General features: G+C 70.4%; 24 protein-coding genes and 2 pseudogenes. 11 read left to right on the plus strand and 15 right to left on the minus strand.

The genetic code is table 11. From position 1 onward, the window contains the following. Positions 1-13: 13 nt before the first annotated feature. Complete coding sequence (locus DIZ27_RS38680) at positions 14-1147, minus strand: serine hydrolase (protein ID WP_109383047.1); 1134 nt, start codon at positions 1145-1147, stop codon at positions 14-16. After that, positions 1144-2508, minus strand: a complete 1365-nt coding sequence (locus DIZ27_RS38685) for a multidrug effflux MFS transporter (protein WP_109383048.1) — start codon at positions 2506-2508, stop codon at positions 1144-1146. The genes DIZ27_RS38680 and DIZ27_RS38685 overlap by 4 nt, the downstream gene beginning before the upstream one ends. A gap of 140 nt (positions 2509-2648) precedes the next feature. Here DIZ27_RS38685 and DIZ27_RS38690 point away from each other — a divergent pair, with 140 nt between their 5' ends. Further along, positions 2649-3650: a Gfo/Idh/MocA family protein gene (locus DIZ27_RS38690; RefSeq protein ID WP_109383064.1), complete on the plus strand. Its 1002-nt coding sequence runs from the start codon at positions 2649-2651 to the stop codon at positions 3648-3650. 253 nt (positions 3651-3903) lie between these two features. Here the strand turns inward: DIZ27_RS38690 and DIZ27_RS38695 are convergent, their stop codons facing one another. Next, a complete protein-coding gene (locus tag DIZ27_RS38695) occupies positions 3904-4230 on the minus strand; it encodes a hypothetical protein (RefSeq protein ID WP_109383049.1) in 327 nt (108 codons plus the stop codon). Positions 4231-4348: 118 nt separating this feature from the next. Here DIZ27_RS38695 and DIZ27_RS38700 point away from each other — a divergent pair, with 118 nt between their 5' ends. The 5 genes from DIZ27_RS38700 to DIZ27_RS38720 all read left to right on the plus strand — a co-directional run bounded on the left by DIZ27_RS38700 (position 4349) and on the right by DIZ27_RS38720 (position 8906). After that, on the plus strand, positions 4349-4891 hold the full coding sequence (locus DIZ27_RS38700) for a DoxX family protein (protein WP_109383065.1): 543 nt from the start codon (positions 4349-4351) through the stop codon (positions 4889-4891). 122 nt (positions 4892-5013) lie between these two features. Further along, entirely contained in the window at positions 5014-6180 is a 1167-nt protein-coding gene (locus DIZ27_RS38705) for a PP2C family protein-serine/threonine phosphatase (protein ID WP_109383050.1), read from the plus strand. A gap of 75 nt (positions 6181-6255) precedes the next feature. Continuing rightward, positions 6256-6648: a MazG-like family protein gene (locus tag DIZ27_RS38710; protein ID WP_181383908.1), complete on the plus strand. Its 393-nt coding sequence runs from the start codon at positions 6256-6258 to the stop codon at positions 6646-6648. 408 nt (positions 6649-7056) lie between these two features. Further along, on the plus strand, positions 7057-7290 hold the full coding sequence (locus DIZ27_RS38715; RefSeq protein ID WP_109383051.1) for a hypothetical protein: 234 nt from the start codon (positions 7057-7059) through the stop codon (positions 7288-7290). Positions 7291-7604: 314 nt separating this feature from the next. Further along, positions 7605-8906 carry a hypothetical protein gene (locus DIZ27_RS38720; RefSeq protein ID WP_109383052.1) on the plus strand — a complete coding sequence of 434 codons (1302 nt, stop codon included), beginning with the start codon at positions 7605-7607 and terminating at the stop codon, positions 8904-8906. On the opposite strand, the gene DIZ27_RS38725 is transcribed toward DIZ27_RS38720, so the two are convergent. Both DIZ27_RS38725 and DIZ27_RS38730 read right to left on the minus strand, forming a co-directional pair. Further along, a complete protein-coding gene (locus DIZ27_RS38725; protein WP_109383053.1) occupies positions 8890-10710 on the minus strand; it encodes an asparagine synthase-related protein in 1821 nt (606 codons plus the stop codon). The two genes, DIZ27_RS38720 and DIZ27_RS38725, sit on opposite strands and share 17 nt — an antisense overlap. A gap of 1 nt (position 10711) precedes the next feature. Continuing rightward, positions 10712-11347 carry a lasso peptide biosynthesis B2 protein gene (locus DIZ27_RS38730; RefSeq protein ID WP_109383054.1) on the minus strand — a complete coding sequence of 212 codons (636 nt, stop codon included), beginning with the start codon at positions 11345-11347 and terminating at the stop codon, positions 10712-10714. Positions 11348-12211: 864 nt separating this feature from the next. On the opposite strand from DIZ27_RS38730, the gene DIZ27_RS38735 reads away from it, so the two are divergent. Further along, positions 12212-12472, plus strand: a complete 261-nt coding sequence (locus DIZ27_RS38735) for a hypothetical protein (RefSeq protein WP_109383055.1) — start codon at positions 12212-12214, stop codon at positions 12470-12472. Between the two features lie 67 nt (positions 12473-12539). Beyond that, positions 12540-12683, plus strand: a complete 144-nt coding sequence (locus DIZ27_RS46220) for a hypothetical protein (protein WP_181383909.1) — start codon at positions 12540-12542, stop codon at positions 12681-12683. Positions 12684-12769: 86 nt separating this feature from the next. Here the strand turns inward: DIZ27_RS46220 and DIZ27_RS38740 are convergent, their stop codons facing one another. The 7 genes and pseudogenes from DIZ27_RS38740 to DIZ27_RS38770 all read right to left on the minus strand — a co-directional run bounded on the left by DIZ27_RS38740 (position 12770) and on the right by DIZ27_RS38770 (position 18451). Continuing rightward, complete coding sequence (locus DIZ27_RS38740; RefSeq protein WP_109383056.1) at positions 12770-13147, minus strand: VOC family protein; 378 nt, start codon at positions 13145-13147, stop codon at positions 12770-12772. A gap of 415 nt (positions 13148-13562) precedes the next feature. After that, a complete protein-coding gene (locus DIZ27_RS38745; protein WP_109383057.1) occupies positions 13563-13775 on the minus strand; it encodes a DUF397 domain-containing protein in 213 nt (70 codons plus the stop codon). Further along, positions 13759-14643: pseudogene (locus tag DIZ27_RS38750) on the minus strand (helix-turn-helix domain-containing protein). The gene DIZ27_RS38745 and the pseudogene DIZ27_RS38750 overlap by 17 nt, the downstream one beginning before the upstream one ends. A 319-nt stretch (positions 14644-14962) precedes the next feature. Then, positions 14963-15829: an ABC transporter ATP-binding protein gene (locus tag DIZ27_RS38755; RefSeq protein ID WP_258308759.1), complete on the minus strand. Its 867-nt coding sequence runs from the start codon at positions 15827-15829 to the stop codon at positions 14963-14965. Positions 15830-15867: 38 nt separating this feature from the next. Continuing rightward, the gene (locus tag DIZ27_RS38760; protein ID WP_109383058.1) at positions 15868-16659 is read right to left on the minus strand and encodes an ABC transporter permease; all 792 of its coding nucleotides are present in this window, start codon (positions 16657-16659) and stop codon (positions 15868-15870) included. Beyond that, on the minus strand, positions 16656-17474 hold the full coding sequence (locus DIZ27_RS38765) for an ABC transporter permease (RefSeq protein ID WP_181383910.1): 819 nt from the start codon (positions 17472-17474) through the stop codon (positions 16656-16658). The genes DIZ27_RS38760 and DIZ27_RS38765 overlap by 4 nt, the downstream gene beginning before the upstream one ends. Before the next feature lie 11 nt (positions 17475-17485). After that, entirely contained in the window at positions 17486-18451 is a 966-nt protein-coding gene (locus DIZ27_RS38770) for an ABC transporter substrate-binding protein (protein ID WP_109383059.1), read from the minus strand. 280 nt (positions 18452-18731) lie between these two features. On the opposite strand from DIZ27_RS38770, the gene DIZ27_RS38775 reads away from it, so the two are divergent. The 3 genes from DIZ27_RS38775 (at position 18732) to DIZ27_RS38785 (ending at position 22322) form a co-directional block, all read left to right on the plus strand. Further along, entirely contained in the window at positions 18732-19511 is a 780-nt protein-coding gene (locus tag DIZ27_RS38775) for an IclR family transcriptional regulator C-terminal domain-containing protein (RefSeq protein WP_109383068.1), read from the plus strand. Between the two features lie 143 nt (positions 19512-19654). Further along, positions 19655-21265 carry a metallophosphoesterase gene (locus DIZ27_RS38780; RefSeq protein WP_109383060.1) on the plus strand — a complete coding sequence of 537 codons (1611 nt, stop codon included), beginning with the start codon at positions 19655-19657 and terminating at the stop codon, positions 21263-21265. 241 nt (positions 21266-21506) lie between these two features. Then, positions 21507-22322 carry a thioesterase family protein gene (locus DIZ27_RS38785; RefSeq protein WP_109383061.1) on the plus strand — a complete coding sequence of 272 codons (816 nt, stop codon included), beginning with the start codon at positions 21507-21509 and terminating at the stop codon, positions 22320-22322. 36 nt (positions 22323-22358) lie between these two features. Here DIZ27_RS38785 and DIZ27_RS38790 read toward each other — a convergent pair whose 3' ends face one another. The 3 genes and pseudogenes from DIZ27_RS38790 to DIZ27_RS47930 all read right to left on the minus strand — a co-directional run. After that, the gene (locus DIZ27_RS38790) at positions 22359-22925 is read right to left on the minus strand and encodes a GNAT family N-acetyltransferase (protein WP_109383062.1); all 567 of its coding nucleotides are present in this window, start codon (positions 22923-22925) and stop codon (positions 22359-22361) included. Positions 22926-23146: 221 nt separating this feature from the next. Beyond that, a complete protein-coding gene (locus DIZ27_RS38795; RefSeq protein ID WP_109383063.1) occupies positions 23147-24133 on the minus strand; it encodes a polysaccharide deacetylase family protein in 987 nt (328 codons plus the stop codon). Positions 24134-24166: 33 nt separating this feature from the next. Continuing rightward, positions 24167-24303 (minus strand): annotated as a pseudogene (locus DIZ27_RS47930) (1,4-beta-xylanase); the annotation flags it as partial.

Genomic DNA, 24303 nt, shown 5'->3' on the forward strand with positions numbered 1-24303 from the left:
CCGACGGCCGGATTCACCTCCCCCGGACCGCGCGGGCCACCCGCGTGGCCGCACGCGCGCGGGGGCCGTTGGCCGGGGCCGGGGGGCGGCGGGGGTGGACCGTGTTGGCGAGCAGGACGAGGTAGGTACCCGTGGCGCGGTCGAGGACCAGGGACGTGCCCGTGAAGCCGGTGTGGCCGGCCGCTCCGCGGCCCGCGAGCTCCCCCATGAACCACGGCTGGTCCACGGCGAAGCCCAGGCCCGGCGGGGCGAGGAGCAGGTCCACGAAGTCGGGGCCGAGGATGCGGGCGGGGCCGTGGGCGCCGCCCGCCAGCAGGGCACGGCAGAAGACCGCCAGGTCGCGGCCGGTGGAGAAGAGGCCGGCGTGGCCCGCGACCCCGCCGAGCGCCCAGGCGTTCTCGTCGTGCACCTCGCCGCGCAGCATCCCCCGGTCCGCCTTGGCCCACGGCCGCCGCTGGTCCTCGGTGGCCGCCGCGCCCGGACACGGGCCGAAGTCCGTGGCGGTCATGCCGAGCGGCCGGGTGATGCCGTCGTGGACGAGCGTGTCGAGCGTGCGGCCGGTGAGGCGCTCCAGGACGTGCTGGAGCAGCAGCATGTTCAGGTCGGAGTAGCGGTACGCGCCGGGCGCCGCGACCGGCCGCTCGGCACGCAGCAGGGCGAGCCGTTCCGCGTCGTCGGCGCAGTCGTACAGGGGGAGTTCGGGGCGCAGCCCGGAGGTGTGGGTGAGCAGGTGCCGGACGGTGATGCCGTGCCGGACGGCCGCGGGGAAGTCCGGCAGGTACGCGCCCACGCGGGCGTCGATGCCCAGGGTGCCCCGCTCGATCTGCTGCACGGCGGCCACCGAGGTGAACAGTTTGGTCAGGGACGCCAGGTCGAAGGGGGTGTCCACGGCCATCGGCACCCGGTCGTCCGGCGGCAGTTCCACCGCGGTGCCCGTGTGCTCGTCGTACGCCGCGTAGCGCACGGCCCAGCCCGCCGCCTCCTGCACGGCGAGCACCGGGCCGCGGCCGACGGCCACGACGGCGCCCGCCGCCCAGGGGCGTTCCCCGGTGGTGCCGTCGTGCACCTCGCGGACGAGGGCCCGGAGTTCGCGGGGGTCGAGCCCGGCCCGTTCGGGGGTGCCGTGGCGCAGTCTCGGGGCGCTCAGAAGCCCTCACCCTCCGCACTCGCCCGCCCCCTCCAGGGGCGGCACAGGCCCGTGAAGCAGGCCAGCGCCGCCAGGGCGGCGGTCAGCTGGACGACGGCCATCGGGACGGCGGTGTCCTCCCCGGCGATCCCGACCAGCGGGGAGGCGATCGCGCCGACGAGGAAGGACGCCGTGCCGAGCAGGGCCGAGGCGGCACCGGCGGCCTGCCGGGTGCGCATCAGGGCGAGGGTCTGGGTGTTGGGCATGGTGATGCCCATCGCGGACATCAGCACGAACAGCGCGGCGGCCACGGGCACCAGCCCGACCTCGCCGAACACGCCGAGCGACATCAGCAGCAGCGCGACCGCGGCGACGACCACGACGCAGAGCCCGAAACCGAGCACCCGGTCCAGCCGGACCCGGCCGACCAGCACCTTGCCGTTGATCTGCCCCACGATCATCAGACCGATCGAGTTGAGCCCGAACAGCAGGCTGAACGTCTGCGGGGAGGCCCCGTAGATCTCCTGGACGACGAACGGGGAGGCCGCGACATAGGCGAAGAGGGAGGCGAAGGCGAATCCGCCGGTGAGCATGTAGCCGGCGAAGACCCGGTCGGCGAGCAGCCGGCGCATCGCGTCGAGGGCCGCGCCGACGCCGCCGCCGTGGCGGTCGGCGGGGGCCAGCGTCTCCGGCAGCTTCGCCCAGACCAGGGCCGCCAGCAACACCCCCAGGACGGCGAGGACGACGAACACGCCCCGCCAGTCCGTCACCCGCAGGATCTGCCCGCCGATGAGCGGTGCCATGATCGGCGCCAGGCCGGAGATCAGCATGAGGTTCGAGAAGAAGCGGGCCATGGCCACGCCGTCGTACAGGTCGCGGACCACCGCCCGCGCGATGACGATGGCGGCCGCGCCCGCCAGGCCCTGCAGCAGCCGGAAGGCGACGAGGAGTCCGACGGTCGGCGCGAACGCGCACAGCACGGTGGCGACGACGTAGACCGCGAGGCCGATGAGCAGCGGGCGGCGGCGTCCCCACCGGTCGCTCATCGGCCCGACCACCAGCTGCCCGAGCGCCATGCCGGCCAGACAGGTGGTGAGCGTGAGCTGGACGGTGGCGGCGGGCGCGTGCAGGGACCGGGTGACCTCCGGGAGGGCGGGGAGGTACATGTCCATCGCCAGTGGGGGCGTGGCGGTCAGACCGCCCAGGAGGAAGGTCACCAGCAGGCCGGTGCGGCCGGCGGTCCCGCGGAGCGGCGGCGCCGCGCTCGCCGTCGGGTGCGTCGTCGGACGCGCCGCCGGGTGCGTCGTCGATTCTTCCGTTGAGTCCGTTTGTGCCGTCGAGTTCGCCGTCGGATCCGATATGGACGCCCCGCCCTCGGGCATGTGACCCCTCCCTTTTCGCGTCATAGGCTCCCTATGCTCTCAGCTCGGACGGAGTGCTCGGCGTCGACGACGATGCCATGGGAGCGCTTCCATGGATTTCCGCGGCCGAGGTGCCGACGACACGGGCAGGGGTGGGACGGATGACGGGGCGGAACGTGCGCTGGGGGATTCTGGCGACCGGCGGGATCGCCGCGAGGTTCACGGCGGATCTGGCGGAGCTGGCGGACGCGGAGATCGTGGCGGTGGCCTCACGGTCGGCGGAGTCGGCGCGGGCGTTCGCCGACCGGTTCGGGATCGGGCGGGCGTACGGCGACTGGGAGTCGCTCGCCCGGGACGAGGAGGTCGACGTCGTCTACGTCGCCGCTCCGCACTCGGCGCACCGGGCGGCGGCCGGACTGTGCCTGGAGGCCGGGCGGAACGTGCTGTGCGAGAAGCCGTTCACGCTCAACGCGCGCGAGGCCGGGGAACTGGTCGCCCTGGCGCGCGACCGGGGGCTTTTCCTGATGGAGGCCATGTGGATGTACTGCCATCCCATGGTGCGGCGGCTGAAGGCACTGGTCGACGACGGCGCGATCGGCGAAGTCCGCACCGTGCGGGCCGACTTCGGGCTGGCGGGGAACTTCCCGGCCTCGCACCGGCTGCGGGACCCCGCGCTGGGCGGGGGCGCGCTGCTGGACCTCGGTGTGTATCCGGTGTCGTTCGCACAGCTGCTGCTCGGGGAGCCGTCGGACGTCGTGGCGAGGGCGACGCTCTCCGAGGAGAAGGTCGACCTCCAGACGGGCGCGCTGCTCTCCTGGGACGACGGTGCCCTCGCGTCGGTGCACTGCTCCATCGTCGGCGGTACGGAGACCTCGGCGTCGATCACCGGTTCCGAGGGCCGGATCGACATCCCGTACGGCTTCTTCTTCCCGGACGGGTTCGTGCTGCACCGGGAGGGCCGGGAGGCCGAGAAGTTCACGGCCGACCCGGCGGACGGGCGCCGGGACACGCTCGGCCATGAGGCCGCCGAGGTGATGCGCGCATTGCGGGCCGGTGAGACGGAGTCCCCGCTCGTCCCGCTGGACGGCACGCTCGCCGTGATGCGGACGCTCGACGCGATCCGCGACCGTATCGGCGTCCGCTACCCGGGGGACGCCGTGTGAACCCCGCCTCGTCGACGGCCCGGCGGGCGGAGCCCCACTCTCCTTGATCCACACAAGCGGAATACGAACATCCGCAGCATTGCGGCCGACGGCGGCCATATGCTCAACTCCCCTGCACCAAAGCTTCACACTTGAAGCAGCAGGCTTCCGCAGGCCACTTCCAGGGGGAGGGCAGCCGTTCCACCGCACCGGCAGGGGGTGGCCCCGCGTGGGACCGCGGGGCACGCGCCGGTGGGTGGAACGGCTGCCGTGATCAGGCCCGGCCGGTCTCGAAGCGGCTGATCCTGCCGTCGTCGTCGACGGTGAGGCTCCAGTGGGCGCGCATCTCGCCCCGGGTGCCGTTCCGGTAGCGGACCAGGAGGCTGCGTCCGCCGTCGGACTCGTCGTCGACGTCCATGTGTCCGTGGGAGGAGAAGATCTCCCGGTCGATCCAGTCGGTGAGACCGCGGTCGCTGCCGTCGTCCGCCATGGTCGCCCCGGGCGCGAGCAGGGCCGTGAAGCCCCCCTGGTCATGGTTGTCGACCGCGGTGACGAAGGCGCGTACGGCGGGGTCGCCGAGAGGGGAGGTCCGGATCGTCATGCCTGTCGGCGTCCTGCCGGCCGTCGGCCGCCGCCACCCGAACGGCGGGCGGCGGCGGGCCGGGCGGGACGCCGGGGTGCGACGGTGGTCACGCGAAGCGACTGCCCCGGGAGACGACGTGACCTGTTACGACCGACGCGATCTGGGTCTGCTGCTGCTCCGGCTGGGGACGGGCGGGGCGCTGGCGGCGCACGGCGCGCAGAAGCTGTTCGGCTGGTTCGGCGGTGGCGGGATCGAGGGCACCGGCCAGTTCATGGAGGCCGTCGGCTATGCGCCCGGCAAGGCCAGCGCGACGGCGGCGGGCCTCGCGGAGGCGGGCGGTGGTGCGCTGCTCGCGCTCGGCCTGGCCACTCCGGCGGCGGGTGCGGCGGCGGCCGGTGCGATGGCGGGCGCGGCCGCCGTGCACGCGCCCAACGGCTTCTTCAACCAGGAGGGCGGCTACGAGCACGCCGCGACCCTGGGCCTGACGGCGGCCGGCCTCGCCGTCGCGGGGCCCGGCCGCCTCTCGGTGGACCACGCCCTCGGCCACACGGCCGACCGGAGCTGGATGGTCTTCACGGCCTTCGCCGCGACCGCGGCGGCCACCGCGGTGGTCGTGGGCGCACGGTCCAGACGCCTGCGCAGGGCGAAGGAGGGCAAACAGGAGGCTCTGTTCGAGTAGTACTGCCCACTACCGCCCAGTGCTGCCCGGTACCGCCGTCGTGGTGCTCCGGTCGCCGGGGTCGGGGACGCGGCGGAGACTGAAACCCGGCTTCTGTCCAGGAAACCCCGGAGCGCAGGAGAATGGGCCCCACCCGAGCGTTAGCGCCCCGCGAAAGGCGGTGGCTTCGATGGCTGCCCGCCGCGCTGATCCTCGGCGTGTTCGTCCTCGACCTCCTCACCCCGCGGGGCATAAGGGTGTTCCCCCTGCTGGCGGCCGCCCCCGTGCTGGTCGCGCCCTGGCTCTCCCTGACCGGGACGGTCGCCACCGGCGGGGCGGCGCTCCTCGCCGCGGTACTCCTGCCGCTGGTGAGAGGCAGGCTGCCGTTCGGCGTCGACGACATCGTCCCGTTCTCCACCTTCGTCACCCTGACCTTCCTGGCCGCGGTGGTCAACCGGCTGCTGGCCCGCGAGCGGCGGCAGTTGAAGAACGCCCGCGAGGTCGCCGAGGCCGTCCAACGCGCGATGCTCCCCTCCCCGCCCGGCCGGATCGGGCCGCTGGCCGTGGCCGTCCGGTACGAGGCCGCCGCGCGGGAGGCCGCCATCGGGGGCGACCTGTACGCGATCCACTCGACTCCCCATGGCATCCGGCTGATGATCGCCGATGTCCGGGGCAAGGGCCTGGGCGCGATCCGAACCGTCAACGCGCTGCTGGGCACCTTCCACGAGGCCACCCTTCGCGCTCCGGACCTGCCCGGTGTGGTCCGCTGGCTGGAGGAGCGGGTGCGGGAGGCCCACGTCGCCGAGGACGGGGCAGGACTCGAGACGTTCGTCACCGCCGTCGTCGCCGAGCTGTCCGCCGACGGCTCCACCCTGTGCATGGCCAATCGGGGGCACCCGGCGCCGTTGCTGGTCCACCGCGGCCGGGCCCGCCCGCTGGAGCCGGGCACGCCCTCGCTGCCGCTGGGCCTGGCCGGCCTCGGCACCCCGGACGTCCTCCCGGACGTCCCCGTCGACCGGTACGCCCTGCCCGAGGGGGCGGTCCTGGTGCTGTTCACCGACGGTGTCGTCGAGGCCCGCGACCACCGCGGGGTCTTCTACGACCCCATCCCGCGGCTGTCCCGCCCCCTCCCGCCGGACCCGGACCGCGTGCTGGACGCCCTGCTCGCCGACCTGTACCGGTACACCGCGGAGCACCTCGACGACGACGTCGCGCTCCTCGCCATCGGCCTGCCCCGCGACGCGGTGGACGGCCCCGACGGGGCCCCGGCCGTCCACCGGAGGGAAGCGGACGACGGCCGGCGCGTTTGAAGGAGACCCACGACTCCGCCGGGCCGGTGCGGAGGACCGCCGAGCGCTGTCCGTGGTCTGTGCCAGGGTCTGCGTATGAGCGATCCGAGCACGAACCTCTCCGTGTCCCCCGCGTCCCCCGCCCCCGCCGTACCGTCCGCCGGTCTCTGGGGCTCCGTCGACGCCTTGCACGCCTGGCTGGACGCCAACCGCGCGGTCGACGGCCGGGAGGGTCTGCTGCTGCGCGTCCTGAAGCTGTCCGAGGAGGTCGGCGAGGTCGCCCAGGCGGTGATCGGCGCGACCGGCCAGAACCCGCGCAAGGGCACCACCCACGGATGGGACGACGTTCAGGCGGAGTTGTGCGATGTCGCGCTCACCGCCCTGGTGGCGCTGCGCGGTCTCACGCCCGACGCCCGTGAGGTCTTCGCCCGGCATCTGGCGGGAGTCGCCGAACGCTCGCTGGGCGCCGACGGGGGTGCCCGGCACTGAGCCGGCGGGCGGCCGGCCCCTCACCCAGGGCAACACAGGCACCACCCGGGCCGGGGCCGGTCGGGACCTGAGAGGTCGCTTCACCCTTCGACGCCAACGACCTTAAGAGCGCGGGCGACTTCAACACGTACGGGACGGTCAGACCGAACAGGACTCCCTCGACCTCCTCGCCCACCTGGAGGACCCGGAGCGCACCCCGCCCCCGGTCGGCTATCAGGCCCCCTTCTACAAGGCGGACCGGGTGGACGCCTGACCGCCGGGTCGGCCCGGAGGTCGGCCTCACCCAGCGCCAACGTAGGACGCGGAACGTGAGGGAACCGGTGAACGATCACAGTTCACCAGAACGAGTACCGAAGGCCCTGGGGGCCGGTATCGGGGCAAGCGCAGCCCCTGGCCGGCGGGAGGGCGGTGTGGCTGCCGACCGCGAGGGACCACGCCGGAACGGTCCTCGGCCACCTGCGCGTCATGCGTCGGCGCAAGGACCTGAGCAGCAACAAGATCACGATCGAGCGGGCGCCCACCCCCGCCGACGAGGACCGGCACGAGTTCCTCGTTCGCCGCAGCATCGACGACGGCGGGCCTCCTGTCCGAAGCCCGAAGGGACTCATCCGTGTAGGCCGTCCAGAGGCATCCGGATGGTGATCCGAATGATCGACACGGACGATGGTGCTCGAGTCCCGGCGCAGCACCAGGCCTCTCGGTCCGCTGCGGGGATCGGATGCTCCGCGGCGCCACTGCGAGGTACGCGCCGCGGGAAGCCGGCAGGGGCTCGCCGGACGGCGCTTCACCCGTGCGGTGCCGCAGTGACGGTCGAAGTCGAAGGAGAACCCCGTGGGTCCAGTGGGCGTGGGCCGGTGCCTACCGGCGGGGCTCTTCGCGGTCGGCTCGCGTGTGTGTTCCGGTCGCGGTCACCGTCAGCGCGTGGTGGGCGGTCTGCGACGTCAGGAGATGATCACGTGAGGAATCCCCCCGGGGCCGGCGTCGGCTCGCGCCTGCGGGCGCTGCTGATCACGACGAGCAGCAGGAAGTCACCGGCTGCCCTGGTGTTGATCCTGCTGGTCCTCCTCCCGACGGCGCTGCTGCTGGGTTGGTGGGGCCTCGAAGACCTCAGCGGGGCCCTGACCTACCCGGGGCGCATCACCGGTGCCACCCTCATTCTGGTCACGGGTCTCTCGTTGTTGGGCGCTGTTGCGGTCGTGGACCACTGGGGCCGGAACATCTTCCCCTATTCCGGGTTGGTCGCGCTGATCGGTACGGTCGCGGCATCGTTGACCAACGCCATGCTCCTGCTCGAGACCTTCAGGGACGGCGATTCCACGCTTTACCAGGTGCTGTTCAGCCTGCTCACGGCGGGTTCCGCATGGGCCGTCCTCACGGTGTGGCGGACATCGGTCGTGATCCCCTCTCCGAAGCGGGTGGCCGCGGCAGTGATCGTCTCCTCGGCTCTCGCGGTGGCCAATTTCGGCTACCAGAACCTCTACCAGCCGTCCCGGCACAGTGCCAGGCCCCTCGTCAATATCACCGTGGGAGAGCCTGTGCTGAGCAAGGACCGCAAGAAGTTCGTCGTACCGGTCGACATCAAGATCGAGAACCGCAGCGATATGGGCTTCTACGTGCTCGGCACTGAATTCCACGCCATGGGCGAACGGGTGTCGCTCAGCCAGACGGACCGGCCCCGCAAACAGTGGCGTGCAGATGCCGAGACGTTCCGTGACTTCTATGTGCAACACCCGCTCTCCCGAAGGGAGATCTACCAGCCCGGCCAGTTGGTGTTGGCGCAGCCATGGGTGCCTATCGGAAACTGGATCGAGGCAAACGACGCGCTCGTCACCCAAACGGTTGTGCAACTGCCCATCGACACGCCGTATGACCAGTTGGCGCTCTACGCCTCCGCGTTCTTGGCGCGCAAGGACCGGTTCGTTCTGGAGGAGGTCCATCCGAATGGGTATTCCTGGAGTGGCGGCAAGGTGCCCCAGTGGGTCAAGAAGGACAAGAGCTCCGACTACGTCGCCTACCGCGGCCGGGTGTACGAAAACAATGCGATTGACCAGCACACGATGGCCCCCCGCTACCTCACTGTCTATTGGCGGTTCGGCACGCATGGCGCAGACCTGTTGGGATTCATCCTGCGAAACGGTGAGGAAAACCGCATACTGCCCAGTGCCGGGATTAGCGAAATGGTGAACCGGTACGGCTTGGTCACCGCCGGAACGGGTCCGATCAAACGGACGCTCTGGGACATCAAGAAGCAGGGATGACCGGCATGGCCGCACGGCGCGCGCGGGAACGCCGGTCCCCTCGCTCCAGCCACGCCACGAGGGCGAGGGAACTGTTCACACGGTCCCAGGAATGGGAGTCCCCCATGCCGAACTGCGCCTCCCTCACTGCCCGGCACAGGATCCCGACGTCGAACATCTCCGCGATCAGCGGATGCCTCGCGGAGCGGCAGAGGTCGATGAGTTCGTCGCCGTGTGTCCGCAGGCCGCGGGCGTAGAGCTGGTTGAAGGGGACATTGACGACCCGGCCGTCGATCCGGGGCGGAAGCAGATCCGCCATCGCCTCGCGCAGTACCGCCTTCGGACGACCCGGTTGGAACGCGGTCTCGGCGGGGAGGCGGCGCATCGTGGCGATGACCTCCGGGTCGAGGAAGGGGTGCGAGAGGAAGAATCCGTCCTGCTGTGCGCGGCGCCAGGACAGCGGGTCGGGAGCGGCGATGTAGTTGGCGGCTTCGTAGAGGGACTGTTCGGGCTTGCGCCCGAACACGAAGCGGCTCTCCGCGGTGCAGGCCGCACGGTAGCCGTGAGCCCGCGCGAATCCGGAACGCAGCCATCGGGGGCGGGCGAAGTCACCGAGGCCGCCTAGCACCGTTCCGCGGCGGCGGGCGAGCGCTGTGACCCGTTCGGCGGCCAGTGGAAGAGCCGGCTGCACCACGTGGGCGGAGACGATGTCCCACACTCCCCGCTCGCTGCCCGCGGCCCAGTCACGTGCCTGCCTCGTCATCTGCCGGAGCCGTCCCGTGCGGGCCAGCCTGTGCAGGTGGAACGGGTTGGCGTCCACGATCGGGTCGGCCCCGCAGCCGGTCAGGAGGGTGTCGCAGCCCAGATCCGCCGCGGCGGCATGGAGCCTGCTCCAGAACGGGGCGCGGAAGGCGTGCGCATGAGGCTCGTCCGGGTCTCCCGCGTGGTGCTGGAAGTCGTCGAAGTCGGCCACGTCGTCGACATCGAGGATCACCGGGCGGGCTGCGGGTGCGTGCCGGCGGATCTCCGCCATCGCCTCTTCTATGTAAGGCTGTTCGGCAGCGAGTTCTCCCCTTCTGAAGCGCCCGGCGAGCAGGACGAGGTCCCCGGGGTCGCCCTGTCCCTCGGCCGGCAGACGTGCCGCGAGCAGCGCGATGCTGGTGGAGTCGGTGCCGCCGGAAACATGGCATGCCGTCCTCCTGCCCACACGGCGCCCGACGGCGTTCTCCAGTGCGAGGCGCAGGTCCTTCGCGGCCCCGCCGAGGCCGGGTCCGTCCGCTGCCTGTACCGGCGGATCGTGGGCCTGACGGAAGTGGCGCAGCACCCGGCCGCGCGTCTGCCCCGTGATCGAGAGTTCCACCACCTCGCCACCGAGTACGCGGTGCACTCCGGCGAAGGGGGTGAGTGCCGAGTGGGGTTGCGCCATGTTCCCGGTCAGGTACCGGCAGAAGTAGCGCCGTTCCGGCTCCGCTCCGCCGCCCAGGTGGCGCGCCGAGGTACTCACCGCGGTGACACGACCACCGGACTCCCTGAAGAACAGCGGGATGCGTGCCTGCTCGTCCCGCATCAGCAGGATGCGGTCGCGGCACACCAGGACGGCCGCGTAGTCGCCGGTCGGCAGAGGCGGAGCCGCTTGCGGCCGGCCCCAGTCGTCGAGGAGGCCGCGCGCTCCCGCCACGCGCCCACGGACGGAGCCGGCCCAGCCGGCGACCACCGCGGTCCCGGCCCGTGAGGAAACCGTCGTCACGAGCCCCTGCCGCGCCATGGTTCCGTCTGCCCAGAGCTTCGGGACGCCTCCGTCCCACTCGAGGCGGAGTGCTTCCACGTCACTGCCCTCCGCCGCCGACCGAGAGGACCGGCGCGAACGCGTGCCCGCGCGGATCGGCGTCGGGGACGCACAGGCCGGCCGAAGACGTCCAGGCGTGCAGGGCGAACGGGTGCTCACGCACACCGACGTGGAGTACGGCCTTCAAGCCGCGCCGCCGCAGCAGGACGAAAGCCGTCATGGCCTCGGCCTTGCAGTCGCCGTTGACGAACCAGCTTCTGCGACCGTGTGATTGCACCGCCCGTTTCAGCCGTTCGACGTCCTCCGTGGCAGCGGGGTCCGCGCGGGCGTAATCCGGGGCCGCCAAGGACAGGAGCCGAAGGGCGCGCCCGAAGCCCACGGTTCGGATCAGCAGGTGCACTCCGCGCAGCCAGAGCCCGATCGCGACGTCCGACTGCTGCCTCCGTCGGGCCGTCGCGCATCCGGCGCGGATGAGACCGGTGACGATTTCGGCGCGTTCCTCGGAGACTTCATCAGCGAACTTCCGGATGTCCGCCGTCGCCACTCCGAGAAAACGCGTCCGCCGCCAGTCCGCGATCAGCGCCCCGTCGGACATTCTGGTGACACGGCAATGCGGTGACAGGATCCGCACCATGGCCACCAGGGCATCGGTGTCCTCTGCCGCGTCCTCTGCCACCGCACATCCTCCAAGGTCGGCCTGACACCGCCCCCGCGACGGACCCGGCCCGACGTGGGCACGGTGGTGTCAGGAGTGGTATCCGTGACCGTCGTAGAAGGCTCCGCTGAAGCCCCGGATCAGACGGCCGTTGCCGAGAAGGACGAGCCCGTACGGCATACGGCGCCGCAGCAGTCGGAGAAACATCGTCTACCTCCAGAATCAGGTAGCGTCGGTAAATTTCAGGCTACTCCGCCCTGGATGCCCCGCAACCGGACTGCCGGCACCCGCGCCGCGAACCACTCGTGGTTCGCGGCGCGGGTGCCGATGAATCATCCGGCCCTGGTCACGCGGAGTGTCGACCCTCGTGCGGGCCTGCAAATCCTTCGGCCCCGTCCCCCATGCGATGGTGACGGTTCGTGAGCACGGGGCGTCTCCGCCTTGCGGAGAGTGCGGCCGGTGCTCTGCCCTCGGTGTTTTGCAGCGGACGGCAGCACGTCGAGGTGGCTGACCTTGTCGCGCCGGACTCTCACGGGCGGACGCCCGGCCGATCGGCCCGCCCGACGAGGAGCCGGGCCGAGGACTGCTCCTGGCCGGCGCCCTCGCGAGCCGCCGGGGTGCCGTGCCCGCCACGCCGCCCCGGCAAGGTGGTGCGGGCCGAAGTCGACTGCTCGTCGATCCGGATCCGATGACAGTGGTGAGAGACTCCGCCGATGCCGGAAGGCCGGGATCGGTGGCATCGCGCCTGCGCGTGAGCTTGGTCTCAGGAGCGGTCCTTCCCTGGCATACGGGTCCGGGAACAGGCCCGGGAGCGCCATGATGGGAATCCAGGGATCGCATACCTGTGTGTCGGACAGGCCGACACCCCATGGCGAGGAGCCCGACATGGCCACCGGATCCGCGGACGGCCCCGCGACGCTCTACGGGCCCGTCTCAGCCCTCCTCGGCAGCGCCGCTCTGCTGGCCGCGGTGTTCGCCGGCTTCATCGGCATCGCGATCCCGTTCCTGTTCGGCAGCCTCGCCGTCACCTTCGCGCTCCTCGGCCTGGGCCGCGGGCTCAACCGGGGCCAGTGCGCCATCGGCCTCACCACCGGATCGCTGAGCGTGCTCTACCCGATCTTCCTCGTCGCCGCCCTGAGCACCTGACTGACGGGCTCGGTGCCTACGGGGCCGTGCCCTTGCGGCCCGTTCGCAGCACGTCGCGGGTGTCGCGGTGCTGCACCTGGGCGCCGACCCGGGTGCGGCTCCTGTCGACGTCTCCAAGGAGCTGACCGACAACGCTCTGAAAGACATCGTGCATAACCCGGGTGAGGGTTCGCCGAACCTGCTGCTCGGTAACCAGTTCCTGCAGGGATGAGCAGCAGGATCACAACGGTTGACGTCTCCAACCGCCCGACCGCCCTGGCTCCGTTCGGAGCCGGGGCGGTTTCTCGTCGGGTGAGGTCAGGACTGGGGACGGTTGCGGCAGAGGCAGAACGGGTGCCCGGCTGGGTCGGTGTAGACCTGCCAGCCGTAGCCGGACTCGCCGACGAAACTCTTCTGGAAGGTGGCGCCCAGTTTGATCACCCGGCGGTGCTCGGGCTCGAACTCGTCCACTTCGAAGTCGAGGTGGAACTGCTGCGGATGCTCCTGGCCCGGCCAGTCGGGCCGCTGGTAGTTCTCCACCCGCTGGAACGACAGCTCGACGCCGTCGTTGCGCAGGTTGACCCAGTCCTTGGTGCTGATGTTGGTGTTGATCTCCCAGCTCAGCAGCTCGGCGTAGAACTCGGCCAGCTTCCAGGGGTCCGGGCAGTCGAGGATGACATCGGTGAACTTCAGCATCCGATCACCATAAATCGCGGCGCCGGACGCCCGCGACGCATTAGTCGGCGCACCCCAGGACTTGGCCGGCCCCCTCGGTCAGGCCAACAGGGCGTGTTTGCACGGCCGAACAGCGGCCTCTCGGCCCGGCGGGGCAGCCTGGCCAATGGCTGCAAGGTTGCCGCCGACTCCAACACTTACGGCTACGGTCAGACCCAGCAGGACTACCTCGATCTCCTCGCCCACCTGGAAGACCCGGAGCGCACCCCACCCCCCGGCCGGCTACCAGGACCCCTTCTACAAGGCGGACCGGGATGGCCGAGATGCGCGCCGCACACGCGTACTTCCAGGCACGGCTTGACGCCTGACCGCCCCGGACATGCCTGTGCCCTGTGACTCCCCTCGGAGCCACAGGGCACAACAGCAAAGCGGCGACTCAGCCGATCCGCTCGGCGGCGAACCCGACGAACGCGGCCCACGCCTCCGAACCGACCGCCAAACTCGGACGGTTCGCATCCTTCGAGTCCCGCACGTGCACGGTGTGCGGGCAGGTGGCCACCTCCACGCACGCGCCGCCCTCTTCACTGCTGTAGCTGCTCTTACACCAGGTCAGGGGCGGGTTCGCCGAGGCTCTATGGCAGGCGTTCATAGAGCTCTCCCAGCAAGTTCTCGATGTACGTCAGTGATTCCTGAGGCGTGAGGGCCTGAGCGCGAAGGGTGCCGTACTTGGTTTCCAGCCCTCGCACGAGATGTCGCTCCGTGTGCACCTGACTCACGTTCTGCACCTCAACGTATGAGATTCTGCGCCCCTCTTGAGTATCGAACAGCATGAATGGGCCAGCAAAGACCCGCGTTCTGCTCCCGAGTCAACGGCAAGATCTGGACCTCCACCGTGCGCTTCTGGCCAACTAGGAGCAAATGCTCCAATTGGCCACGAAGAACGCCTCCGCCGCCGATCGGCCTCTGAAGTACCGACTCGTCGATGACGAAGCTCATCAACGGTGCTGGCCGCCTGGCGAAGATCGCCTGCCTCGCCAAGCGAGCCGCCACTCTCTGCTCGATGACCTCATCCTCCAAGGGAGGACGCATCGTAGAGAACACAGCTTGCGCGTACTCTTCGGTCTGCAACAGCCCATTCACTACTTGGGCATCGTAGGCAAGCACACCCAGCGCCTCCGCTTCCAACCGGGCCGCATCCCGGAAGAACGCCGGGTATTGTGCCCGCGCCACCTCATCCTTCATCTCCTGGAGGACCCCGCCCGCGTCGAGCAGTTCGTCCACCACGTCGATGAACCTCGGTGGAGGAATCCGCCGCCCCTGCTCGTAGGCAGCAATAGTGGACGGCGAATACCCTGTCCGCGCACGACCTCCGGCCGCTCCAGCCCCGCCCGCAACCGAAACCGCTTCATCTGCCGCCCGAACACCCGCAAGACGCCCGTTCCTGGCCCCGAAGAAGCCGCCCCCGACTCTCCCTGCTCGGCCGTCGTCTCTCCCGGCTCCCGCGCCAGCTCGCTCATCGTCCGCTCACCTCCGCCGTCTACCAGCCGGTCCGCCCGTATGCTGCCCACCGCTTCGCCGTCGCCGCCCGGCTCCGGCCCGACCAGGAGTCGGGCCGGAGGCTGCTGCTGGTCAACGTCCTCGCGAGCCGCTGGGGCGTCGTGCCCCCGCGACGCCGGCCCTGGCAAGGTGGTGCGGGCCGAGGTCGACTGCCCGTCGGTCCGACGGCAGGGGTGAGAGGCTTCGCCGCCGAGCGGCCCGGGGTGGCCTCGAGGTGGCCGCACCCGGACTCCAGGCGTTGCCGGAGCCCGGGGTGGCGGGGGTCGGGGCCAGGTGCGGTCAGGCCTTCTTGTCCAGTGCCGGGGCGGACGGCGCGGTGTCCGCGTCCGTGTCCGCGCCCGCTTCCGCGTCCGTCTTCTGGGGCGGTACGGCGCCCGTCGCCCGTTTCGCCGCCTGGATCTGCTCGTACACCCGCGTGCGGAGTTCCGTGAAGCGCGGGTCCGCCCGGGTGTGCAGCTGGTCGCGTTCGGCCGGGAGGTCGATCGTCAGCTGTTCCTGGACCACCGTCGGGGACGACGACAGGACGACGACCCGCTCGCCCAGGTAGACGGCCTCGTCGATGTCGTGGGTGACGAAGAGGACGGTCACCCCGAGCTCCTGCCACAGCCGCCGGATCAGGTCCTCGAGGTCGGCGCGGGTCTGGGCGTCGACGGCCGCGAACGGCTCGTCCATCAGCAGCACTTCGGGCTCGTAGGCGACGGCTCGCGCGATGGCGACGCGCTGCTGCATGCCGCCGGAGAGCTGCCAGGGGTACGCGCCCGCGGCGTCGCCGAGACCGACGGCGTGCAGGGCGTGCTCGACCAGCTCACGGCGGCGGGCCTTCGTCAGGTGCTTCTTCTGGCGCAGCGGCAGCTCGACGTTGTCGCGCACCCGCAGCCACGGGAAGAGGCTGCGACCGTACTCCTGGAACACGACGGCCATGCCGGGCGGCGGGCCGGTGATCCGGCTGCCCTGGAGCAGGACTTCCCCGGAGGTGGGTTCGAGCAGGCCGGCGATGCACTTCAGGAGCGTCGTCTTGCCGCAGCCGGACGGACCGACGAGGCAGACCAGTTCGCCGGCGTCGAGGGAGAAGGTGAGGTCGCGCACCGCTTCGACGTGCCGGCCGTGTCCCTCGTAGACCTTCCGCAGGCCCCTTACGTCGAGCATGTGCTGTCCCTTTCCGGCGTTCACGCCGCTTTCCTTGCTCATGACGCCCTCCGGGACCGGCGCAGACCGTGGTACCAGGCCAGGGCCCGGCGTTCGACCACCTGGAACACCAGGGCGAGCAGCACGCCGAGCAGTCCGAGCAGCAGGATGCCGCTCCACATGCCCGGGATGGCGAAGCTGCGCTGGAACTGGACGACGGCGAAGCCGAGTCCGTTGCTGGCCGCGAACATCTCGCTGATGACCATCAGGATGACGCCGATCGACAGCGCCTGCCGCAGGCCCGCGAAGATCTGCGGACTGGCGGAGCGCAGGACCAGGTGGCCGAGGCGCGCACGGCCCTCGATGCCGTAGGACCGGGCGGTGTCGGCCAGCACGCTGTCGATGGCCCGTACGCCCTCGACGGTGTTGAGCAGCACCGGCCAGACGCATCCGGAGACGATGACGACGATCTTCATGGTGTCGCCGATCCCGGCGAAGAGCATGATGACGGGCACCAGGACGGGCGGCGGCACGGCGCGCAGGAACTCCAACACCGGTTCGGTGGTGGCCCGTACGCGCGGGAAGGAGCCGATGACGATGCCGAGTGCCACGCCGAGGACGGCCGCGCCGGCGTAGCCGAGGAGCAGCCGGGTGACGCTGGGCACCACGTCCGCGGCGATGCGCTCGGCGGTCCACACCTCGCGTCCGGTCTCCAGGATGGTGCTCAGCGGCGGCCAGTAGACGTCGGTGCTGCCGGCGGAGGCGAACCACCAGGCGGTCGCGAGGAGGACGGGCAGGCCGACGGCGAACAGCAGCCGCAGGGCCGCGGTGCGCAGGGTCAGGCGTTTCATGGGGTCACCTCGCCCCGGACGGACTGGTGCCAGGCCAGCGAGCGGCGCTCGACGGCACGTGCGCCCAGGTTGATCAGGACGCCGATCAGTCCGGTGACGGCGACCAGCGCGTACATGTCGGGGACGGCGTGGGAGGTCTGCGCGACGGCGATGCGGGAGCCCAGTCCGGGCGTGCCGATGATGAGTTCGGCGGTGATCGCGAGCACGAGGGCGACGGCCGCGGCGAGCCGGACGCCGGTCATGACGTACGGCAGGGCGGTCGGCCACAGCACGTGGCGGATCCGGGCCCAGGTCCCCAGGCCGTAGGAGCGGGCGGTCTCCTCCGCGACGGGGTCCAGGTCCTGGACTCCGTAGAGGACCTGGACGAGGACCTGCCAGAAGGCGGCGTAGACGACCAGCAGCAGCGTGGAGCGCAGATCGGTGCCGAAGAGCAGTACGGCGAGGGGGATCAGCGCCACCGAGGGGATCGGCCGCAGGAATTCGACGGTGCTGGCCGTCGCCTCGCGCAGGTACGGGACCACGGTGATCAGCACGCCGACGGCGATGCCCGCGACGGTGGCGATGAGCAGGCCGAGCGCCCAGCCGGTGAGGGTGTCGCCGAGTGCCGCCCAAAAGGCGACGTCGGAGATCTCCTCGGCCAGGGCGGCGGCGATCGTGCTGGTGGGCGGCAGGTAGTCGGGGGACACCAGACCGAGCCGGGATACCGCCTCGACCAGCGCGAGGAAGCCGCCGAGGCCGGCGAGGCCCAGCAGGGCGTTGCCCGGCCCCGGGCGGCGGGCGCCCGGGGCGTCGGTCTTCACGGCTGTCCGTGTCACGGCTTTCTGTGTCACGGCAGCAGCTTGTCCAGGTCGGGGGCCTTCTCGAACAGGCCGTCCTTCTGGCCGAGTTCGCCCAGCCGCTCGATGGAGGCGCGGTTCGGCTCCTCGGGCCAGCCGGGGAGCGTCATCTCCTTCAGCGTCTTCTCGGGGATCTTGGTGTAGGTGGAGAGGATCTCGCGGACCTCGTCGGGGTGGTTGTTGGCGTAGGCGAGGGATTCGCGGGTCGCCTCGGCGAACTTCTTCACCAGCTCCGGGTCCTGCTGGGCCAGCTTGTCGGAGGTGAAGTAGAGGGCGATGGTGAGGTCGGGCGAGACGTCGACGAAGTTGGAGGCGACGACCCGGCCGCCCTGGCCCTTGACGACGGCGAGCGACGGCTCGACGACCCAGGCGGCGTCGACCTGTCCGGCCTGCAGCGCGGCGGGCATCTGGTCGAAGGCGAGCTCCACGAACTGGACCTTCTCGGGGTCGCCGCCGTCCTTGCGCACGGATTCCCGCACGGAGGTGTCGCCGATGTTCTTCAGCGTGTTGACCGCGACCTTCTTCCCGGCCAGGTCCTTCGCCGACTTGATCGGGCTGTCGCCCTTGACGACGACGCCGCCGACGTCGGCGTTCTCCTTCCCGGTCGTGGCGACGCCGTTGGCGACCGCCCGCACCGGCACGTTCTGGCTCTGGGCGATCAGGAGCGAGGTGGTGTTGCTGAACCCGAACTGGAACTGGCCGCTGGCCACACCCGGCACGATCGCGGCGCCGCCCTGGCCGGACTCCAGCGTGAGGTCGAGACCGCGCTTCTTGTAGAAGCCCTGCTTCTCACCGAGGTAGATCGGGGCCACGTCGACGATGGGGATCACACCGACCTTCACGGCGGTGGTGCCGTCGGACGACTTGCCGGAGGACCCGGATTCGGACGAACCACAAGCGGTCGCGGTGAGCGTGAGCAGAGCGACGGCAGCGACTCCGGCTGACAGACGACGCACAAGGCCTCCCCAAAAGATGCACTTCTCGATGTGTGCGCAGACATGTGTGCGCGGACCGAACGCAAGTTCTTGCCGGGAACCTATGGTTCGCCCCAAGGCGGGTCAACCCCCTGACAAGGGCAACTTTCAACAACTTTGAAGCGCCCCTGAAATGGGCGATCATCGACCGTCACAACCCGTTGGAGCCGCCGCCCGGCGCCAGTTGACGACCACCGGCCGCCGCCATACCGTTCTGCCACCGCACCGATGTTCGGCATGCAAACGGGGGAGGTCGCCGATGATGGGTGGTCAGGAACGGGAAGCCCATTTCGTGCAGTCCCTGGAGCGCGGGCTCGCCGTCATCCGCGCCTTCGACGGCGAGCGTCGCGAACTGACCCTCAGCGACGTCGCCCGCATCTGCGACCTGACCCGCGCGGCTGCCCGGCGCTTTCTGCTCACCCTCGCCGACCTCGGCTACGTCACCACCGACGGGAGGCTGTTCCGCCTCACCCCGCGCGTCCTGGAACTCGGCTACGCGTATCTCGCCGGCTCCTCGCTGCCCGACATCGCCGAGCCCCACCTCGAGGAACTGGTCGCCGAGGTCCGCGAGTCCTCCTCCCTCTGCGTGCTCGACGGCGACGACATCGTCTATGTCAGCCGCGTGCCCACCACGCGCATCATGACCGCCACCATCACCGTCGGCACCCGCTTCCCCGCCCATGTCACCTCGGTCGGGCGGGTGTTGCTCGCCCACCTCCCGGACGAGCAGCTCGACCAGCACCTCGCCAGGTGCGAGCTGCGCCCGCTGACCCCCCGCACCATCGTCTCCCCGCCGCAGCTGCGCGCCGAACTCCAGCGGGTCCGCAAGCAGGGGTACGCCATCATGGACCAGGAGCTCGAGGTGGGTCTGCGCACCGTGGCCGCCCCGGTCCGCGACGGGGACGGCACCGTCGTCGCCGCCGTCAACATCCCCGTGCACGCGAGCCGCAACTCCGTCGACTCGGTACGCCGCGACCTGCTGCCCGCCCTCCTGGCGACCGTGGCCCGGATCGAGGCCGACCTGCACGTGGTCCGCCGCTGACGCTCCGCACGGGTCGGGGCTCCGCTTCCGGAATGCGAAACTCCGGTTATTCACTCGGAGACCCGACGCCGGACCTCTCGTGATCATCTTGTCGGGGCATCGTGCAGATCGTCACCATTTCTGCCCGAGACAAGGTAAGCCCCATGGCACTCCCCGCGAGAAAGTCCCTCACCGTCCTCACCTGCGCCCTGGCCGTCACCCTCGGCATCACCGCCGCGGGGATGTCCGGCGTCTCAGCCGCCCAGGGTTCGGACCGCGTCGCCCAGCAGAACAAGGCCGGCAAGTCGTACGTCGACCAGGCACTCACCGAGACCGTTCTGTGGAGCGAGGACTTCGACTCGGTGCCCACACCCACGGACTTCACGCACACGCTCCCCGAGGGCTGGTCCAAGGAGAACGCCGGATTCACCACCGGCGAGGCCCGCTGGGCGGGCTGGGCGATCACCGACATCCGTGACTGGACCTGGGCGGTGGGCACCGACAAGCGCCACTACTTCACCCGGGCGCACGACAAGCTCGCCGTCGTCGAGAGCCAACACCAGCGCCTCAACGACACCGACCGGCTGAACACCGCGCTGAAGTCCCCGGCCGTCGACGTCAAGAAGCACGACCGGATCGTCCTCGGCTTCGACTCCCACTACCGACAGGGTGACGCTCCGCAGCACGCCACCGTGAGCGTCTCCTTCGACGGCGGCAAGCCGGTGGAGCTGCGGCGCTACGACGCCGACAAGCTCAGCTCCCACGAGGCGATCACCGTCGACGTGCCCGAGGGGGCTCGCAAGGCCGTCTTCACCTGGAGCTACAAGGACGGCCACAACGACTGGTTCTGGGCCATCGACAACGCCCGGGTGTCGCTGCCCATGGGCGAGGTCGAGGGCGAGCCGTCCGCCGTCATCGACGTCATCAGCGACATCCAGGGCGGCATCGACAACTACAAGTCCGCCGTCAAGCAGCTCAACGACATGCCGGACCCGGCCGGAGCCATGTTCGTCAACGGCGACTTCGTCGACCTGGGCAAGCAGGAGCTCTACGACGAGTTCGAGGCCGCTCGCAAGGAGGTCCCGCACGCCTCCGGACGCGACTACTACACCATCGGCAACCACGAGATGCTCGGCCCGGAGGGCTCCGAGGCCTACATCAACCGGTTCCTCGACTTCACCGGCCAGGACAAGGTCTGGCGCGAGGAGATCGTCGACGGCATCCCCAACATCACGGTCAACACCGAGTACTACAGCGATGTGGACCGCAAGGGCGTCGAGCCGTACGTGAAGCTGTCCGACGAACAGCTGAACTGGCTGGACTCCCGTCTCGCGCACTGGGCGAAGCAGGGCAAGCCGGTCATGCTCTACAACCACCAGGCGGTCCCCTACACCGTCACGGAGACCCACAGCTCCTGGAACGGGAACGACTACTTCGACCTCGAGGCGTTCACCAAGGTCGTGGGCAAGTACTCGAACATCATCATGTTCACCAGCCACACGCACCAGTCGCTGAAGGCGGAGGACTGGTGGGGCCGGCTGCGGGCGGAGGCCACCGGCAACATGCGCGGATTCCCCGTGGTCAACACGGGCGCGATCAAGAACGCCACCGAGCCCCACGGCGACCACCAGAGCCGGCGTCTGGAGGGCAACAACTCCTCCGGCCTGCGGGTGAAGGTGTTCGAGGACCGGGTGCGCGTGGAGGCCTGGGACTTCGTCGCCGGGAAGAAGATCAAGCACGTGGACTTCCCCGTCCCCGCCAAGCGCAAGGGCTGACCCCCTGATACCCGCCGCCGGCTTCCTGCCCCCTCCGTCACTTCCGTGCGGGGAGCCGACGGCGCGGCCTCACCGGTGACGCCCCACGGGCCGCGCAGCCGCCCGCACCGGCACGATGATTGCAGTGTGCACATTCTCACGTGGCGAGACGCGCGGATGGCGGTAGCGTGCCGGGCGGCAGCTGACGTGACGACGGCTCCGGCTGCCCACGACACCCGTGTCACCGAAGGAGAAGCGGCCCTTGTCCACCCCCACCGCCCCCACCGCGCTCCGGGGCAGCTACTTCGAGCCCATCGACGACCACCGCTACAAGCCGACGACACACGCGGGCGGGGCCTGGGACCCGGACGAACAGCACTTCAGCCCGCTGGGCGGACTCGTGGTCCACGCCATCGACCGCCACCGGGCCGCCGGACCGGACAACGGCCTGATCCTCTCCCGGATCAGCTACGACATCCTCGGCCGCCTCGCCCTCGACGAGTGCGAGATCCAGGTGGAGACCATCCGCCCCGGGCGGACCATCGAACTCCTCGAAGCGGTCGTACGGATCGCCGGCCGCCCGGTCGTCCGGGCCCGCGCCTGGCTCCTGGCCGGCCTCGACACCACCGCGGTCGCGGGCAGCCCCGTCGACCGCCTCACCCCGCCCGAGTCACTCACCGCCTGGCCGATGTCCGACGTCTGGGCCGGCGGCTACGTCACCTCCCTGGACGTCCGCCCGGTCGCACCTCCCCAGCCGGGACGTACGACCGCCTGGCTCTCCACGCCACTCGACCTGGTCGCCGGTGAGCCCGTCAGCCCCCTCGCGTCGTATCTCGCCCTCGTCGACACCGCCAACGGCATAGCCGCCCGGCAGCCGCCCACGGCGTGGATGTTCCCCAACGTCGACCTGACCATCCACCTCCACCGCCAACCACGAGGCATCTGGACCGGGCTGGACACCACGGTCAGCTTCGGCCCCTCCGGCCAGGGCCTCACCAGCACGGTCCTGCACGACGTCGACGGCCCGGTCGGCCAGGCCCAGCAGATCCTCACGGTCCGGCCCCAGCCGGGGGCATGAGGATCTGCCGCAGGCGCGGGAAAGGTGACGCGAAGATCACCGCACCGATGGGCGCTGGTGTGCGGCCCAGTGTTCGGCGGCGGTGATGCCGAGCAGCACGACATCGTGGTGGCTGCCGGCGAAGAATTCATGCTGGCGAAGCCGCCCCTCCTCGACGAAGCCCAGCCTGCGGTAGAGGGCGAGGGAGGCGTCGTTGAAGGCGTAGACCTCCACCTCGCACTTGTTGTGGCGCTGTTCGGCGAACATGTAGGTGAGGACGAGTTCGGTTGCCTCGGCCGCGTATCCCCTGCGGCGGTGCTCGCGGCTGATCTCGATACCCGTCTTGAATCGTCCCGCACGGCTGTCGGTCTCTCCGACGGTGACAGACCCTGCGAACGCGTGGTCGGCCAGCACCTCGACCACCAGGCGGAACGCGTCACCCCCCGGCGGACGCCCGGCCCGCTCAGCGGTCCAGGAACGGAAACTCTCAGCAGAACGCGGAGGCTCGACCAGGTCGGCGTTGCGGACATCGAAGGTGTTCCGGGTCAAGTCACGGAAGCCTTCCCAGTCTTCAGGCTCGACACCTCGCAGACGCACCTTCTCACCGGTCCACATGTCACTCATGGCGCCTACCACTTCACTGTCGATTGCAGGAACTGACGGCCATGCACTTCGACTTCGCCATGTCGGCCCCCTTCGAACATCAGGGAACATAACCCGCCGCCCGCTCCCGGGTCTGCTGATTTTCCGTACTGCGGGTGCTCTCCTCACCACTGCCGCCCGCGGCAGGGCGTGCCGCATGCCTGTGGCGCGGCGGCCGGAGACCACCGCGCCACAGGTGCCGGTCAGTTCGTACTGCAGGAGACCGTCGGCCAGGTCCAGTTGCCGTTGGGCTGGATGGTCACGCCCCAGTTGTTGCCGTTGCCGTTGGGCCGGGCGGTCAGCACCTGCGCGCTGGGATAACTCGCGCTGACGTTCCAGGTGGACAGCACCTTCGCCGGCGACGGCACGTTCATCGTCACCGTCCAGTCGCTGGACCCGGTGACGGAGACGTTGAGGTTGTACCGGTCACCCCACTGCTGACCGGCCGACAACGTCGCGGCACAACCACCACCGCCCCCGCCGCCGCCACCGCCGCCTCCGTCGGGAGCGACCGCGCGGCCGGTCTGCGGCGAGATCATGCCGGAGCACAAGCCCTTGCCCGCCAGGGTCTGCGCGATGCGCGGGACGGCCGCGAGCGTGTTGGCGGGCCAGTCGTGCATGAGGATGACCTGCCCGTTGCCCAGCCGGGAGACAGCCTGCACGATCGCGTCGGTACTGGCGCCGTTCCAGTCCTGTGAGTCGACGTCCCAGATCACCTCGGTCAGCCCGTACTTGGCCTCGACCGACCGCAGCGTGGAGTTGGTCTCGCCGTACGGCGGGCGGAACAGCTTGGGCGTACCACCGCCCGCGCTCGCGATGGCCTGCTGGGTCCGGGAGATCTCCGAGTCCATCTGCGACTGGCTCTGCTGGGTCATGTGCGGGTGGGTGTAGCTGTGGTTGCCGACCCACATGCCGGCGTCGACCTGGGCCCGGACCAGGGACGGATACTGGGCCGCGTACTGGCCCTGGTTGAACATGGTGGCCCGCAGCCCGTTCTGCTTCAGCGCGTTGAGCAGGGCCTGCGTGTTGCCGCTGGACGGGCCGTCGTCGAAGGTGAGTCCGACATAGCCGTTGCAGGCGGCGGCCTGTGCCGGAGCGGCATCGGCGACGACGGTGCCCGCCGCGGCCAGCGCGGCGACGGCCATCCCGGTGACCAGGGAACGCAAGGACGAACGGAGTCTGGTGCGCATACGAGTGGGTCCTCCTCACTCCTCGTGTCCGGTTCAGCCCGCGCTGCAGGAGACCGTCGGCCAGGTCCAGTTGCCGTTGGGCTGGATGGTCACGCCCCAGTTGTTGCCGTTGCCGTTGGGCCGGGCGGTCAGCACCTGCGCGCTGGGATAACTCGCGCTGACGTTCCAGG

Origin of the sequence: Streptomyces sp. NWU339 (assembly GCF_003143855.1) — a bacterium.
Lineage (GTDB): Bacteria > Actinomycetota > Actinomycetes > Streptomycetales > Streptomycetaceae > Streptomyces.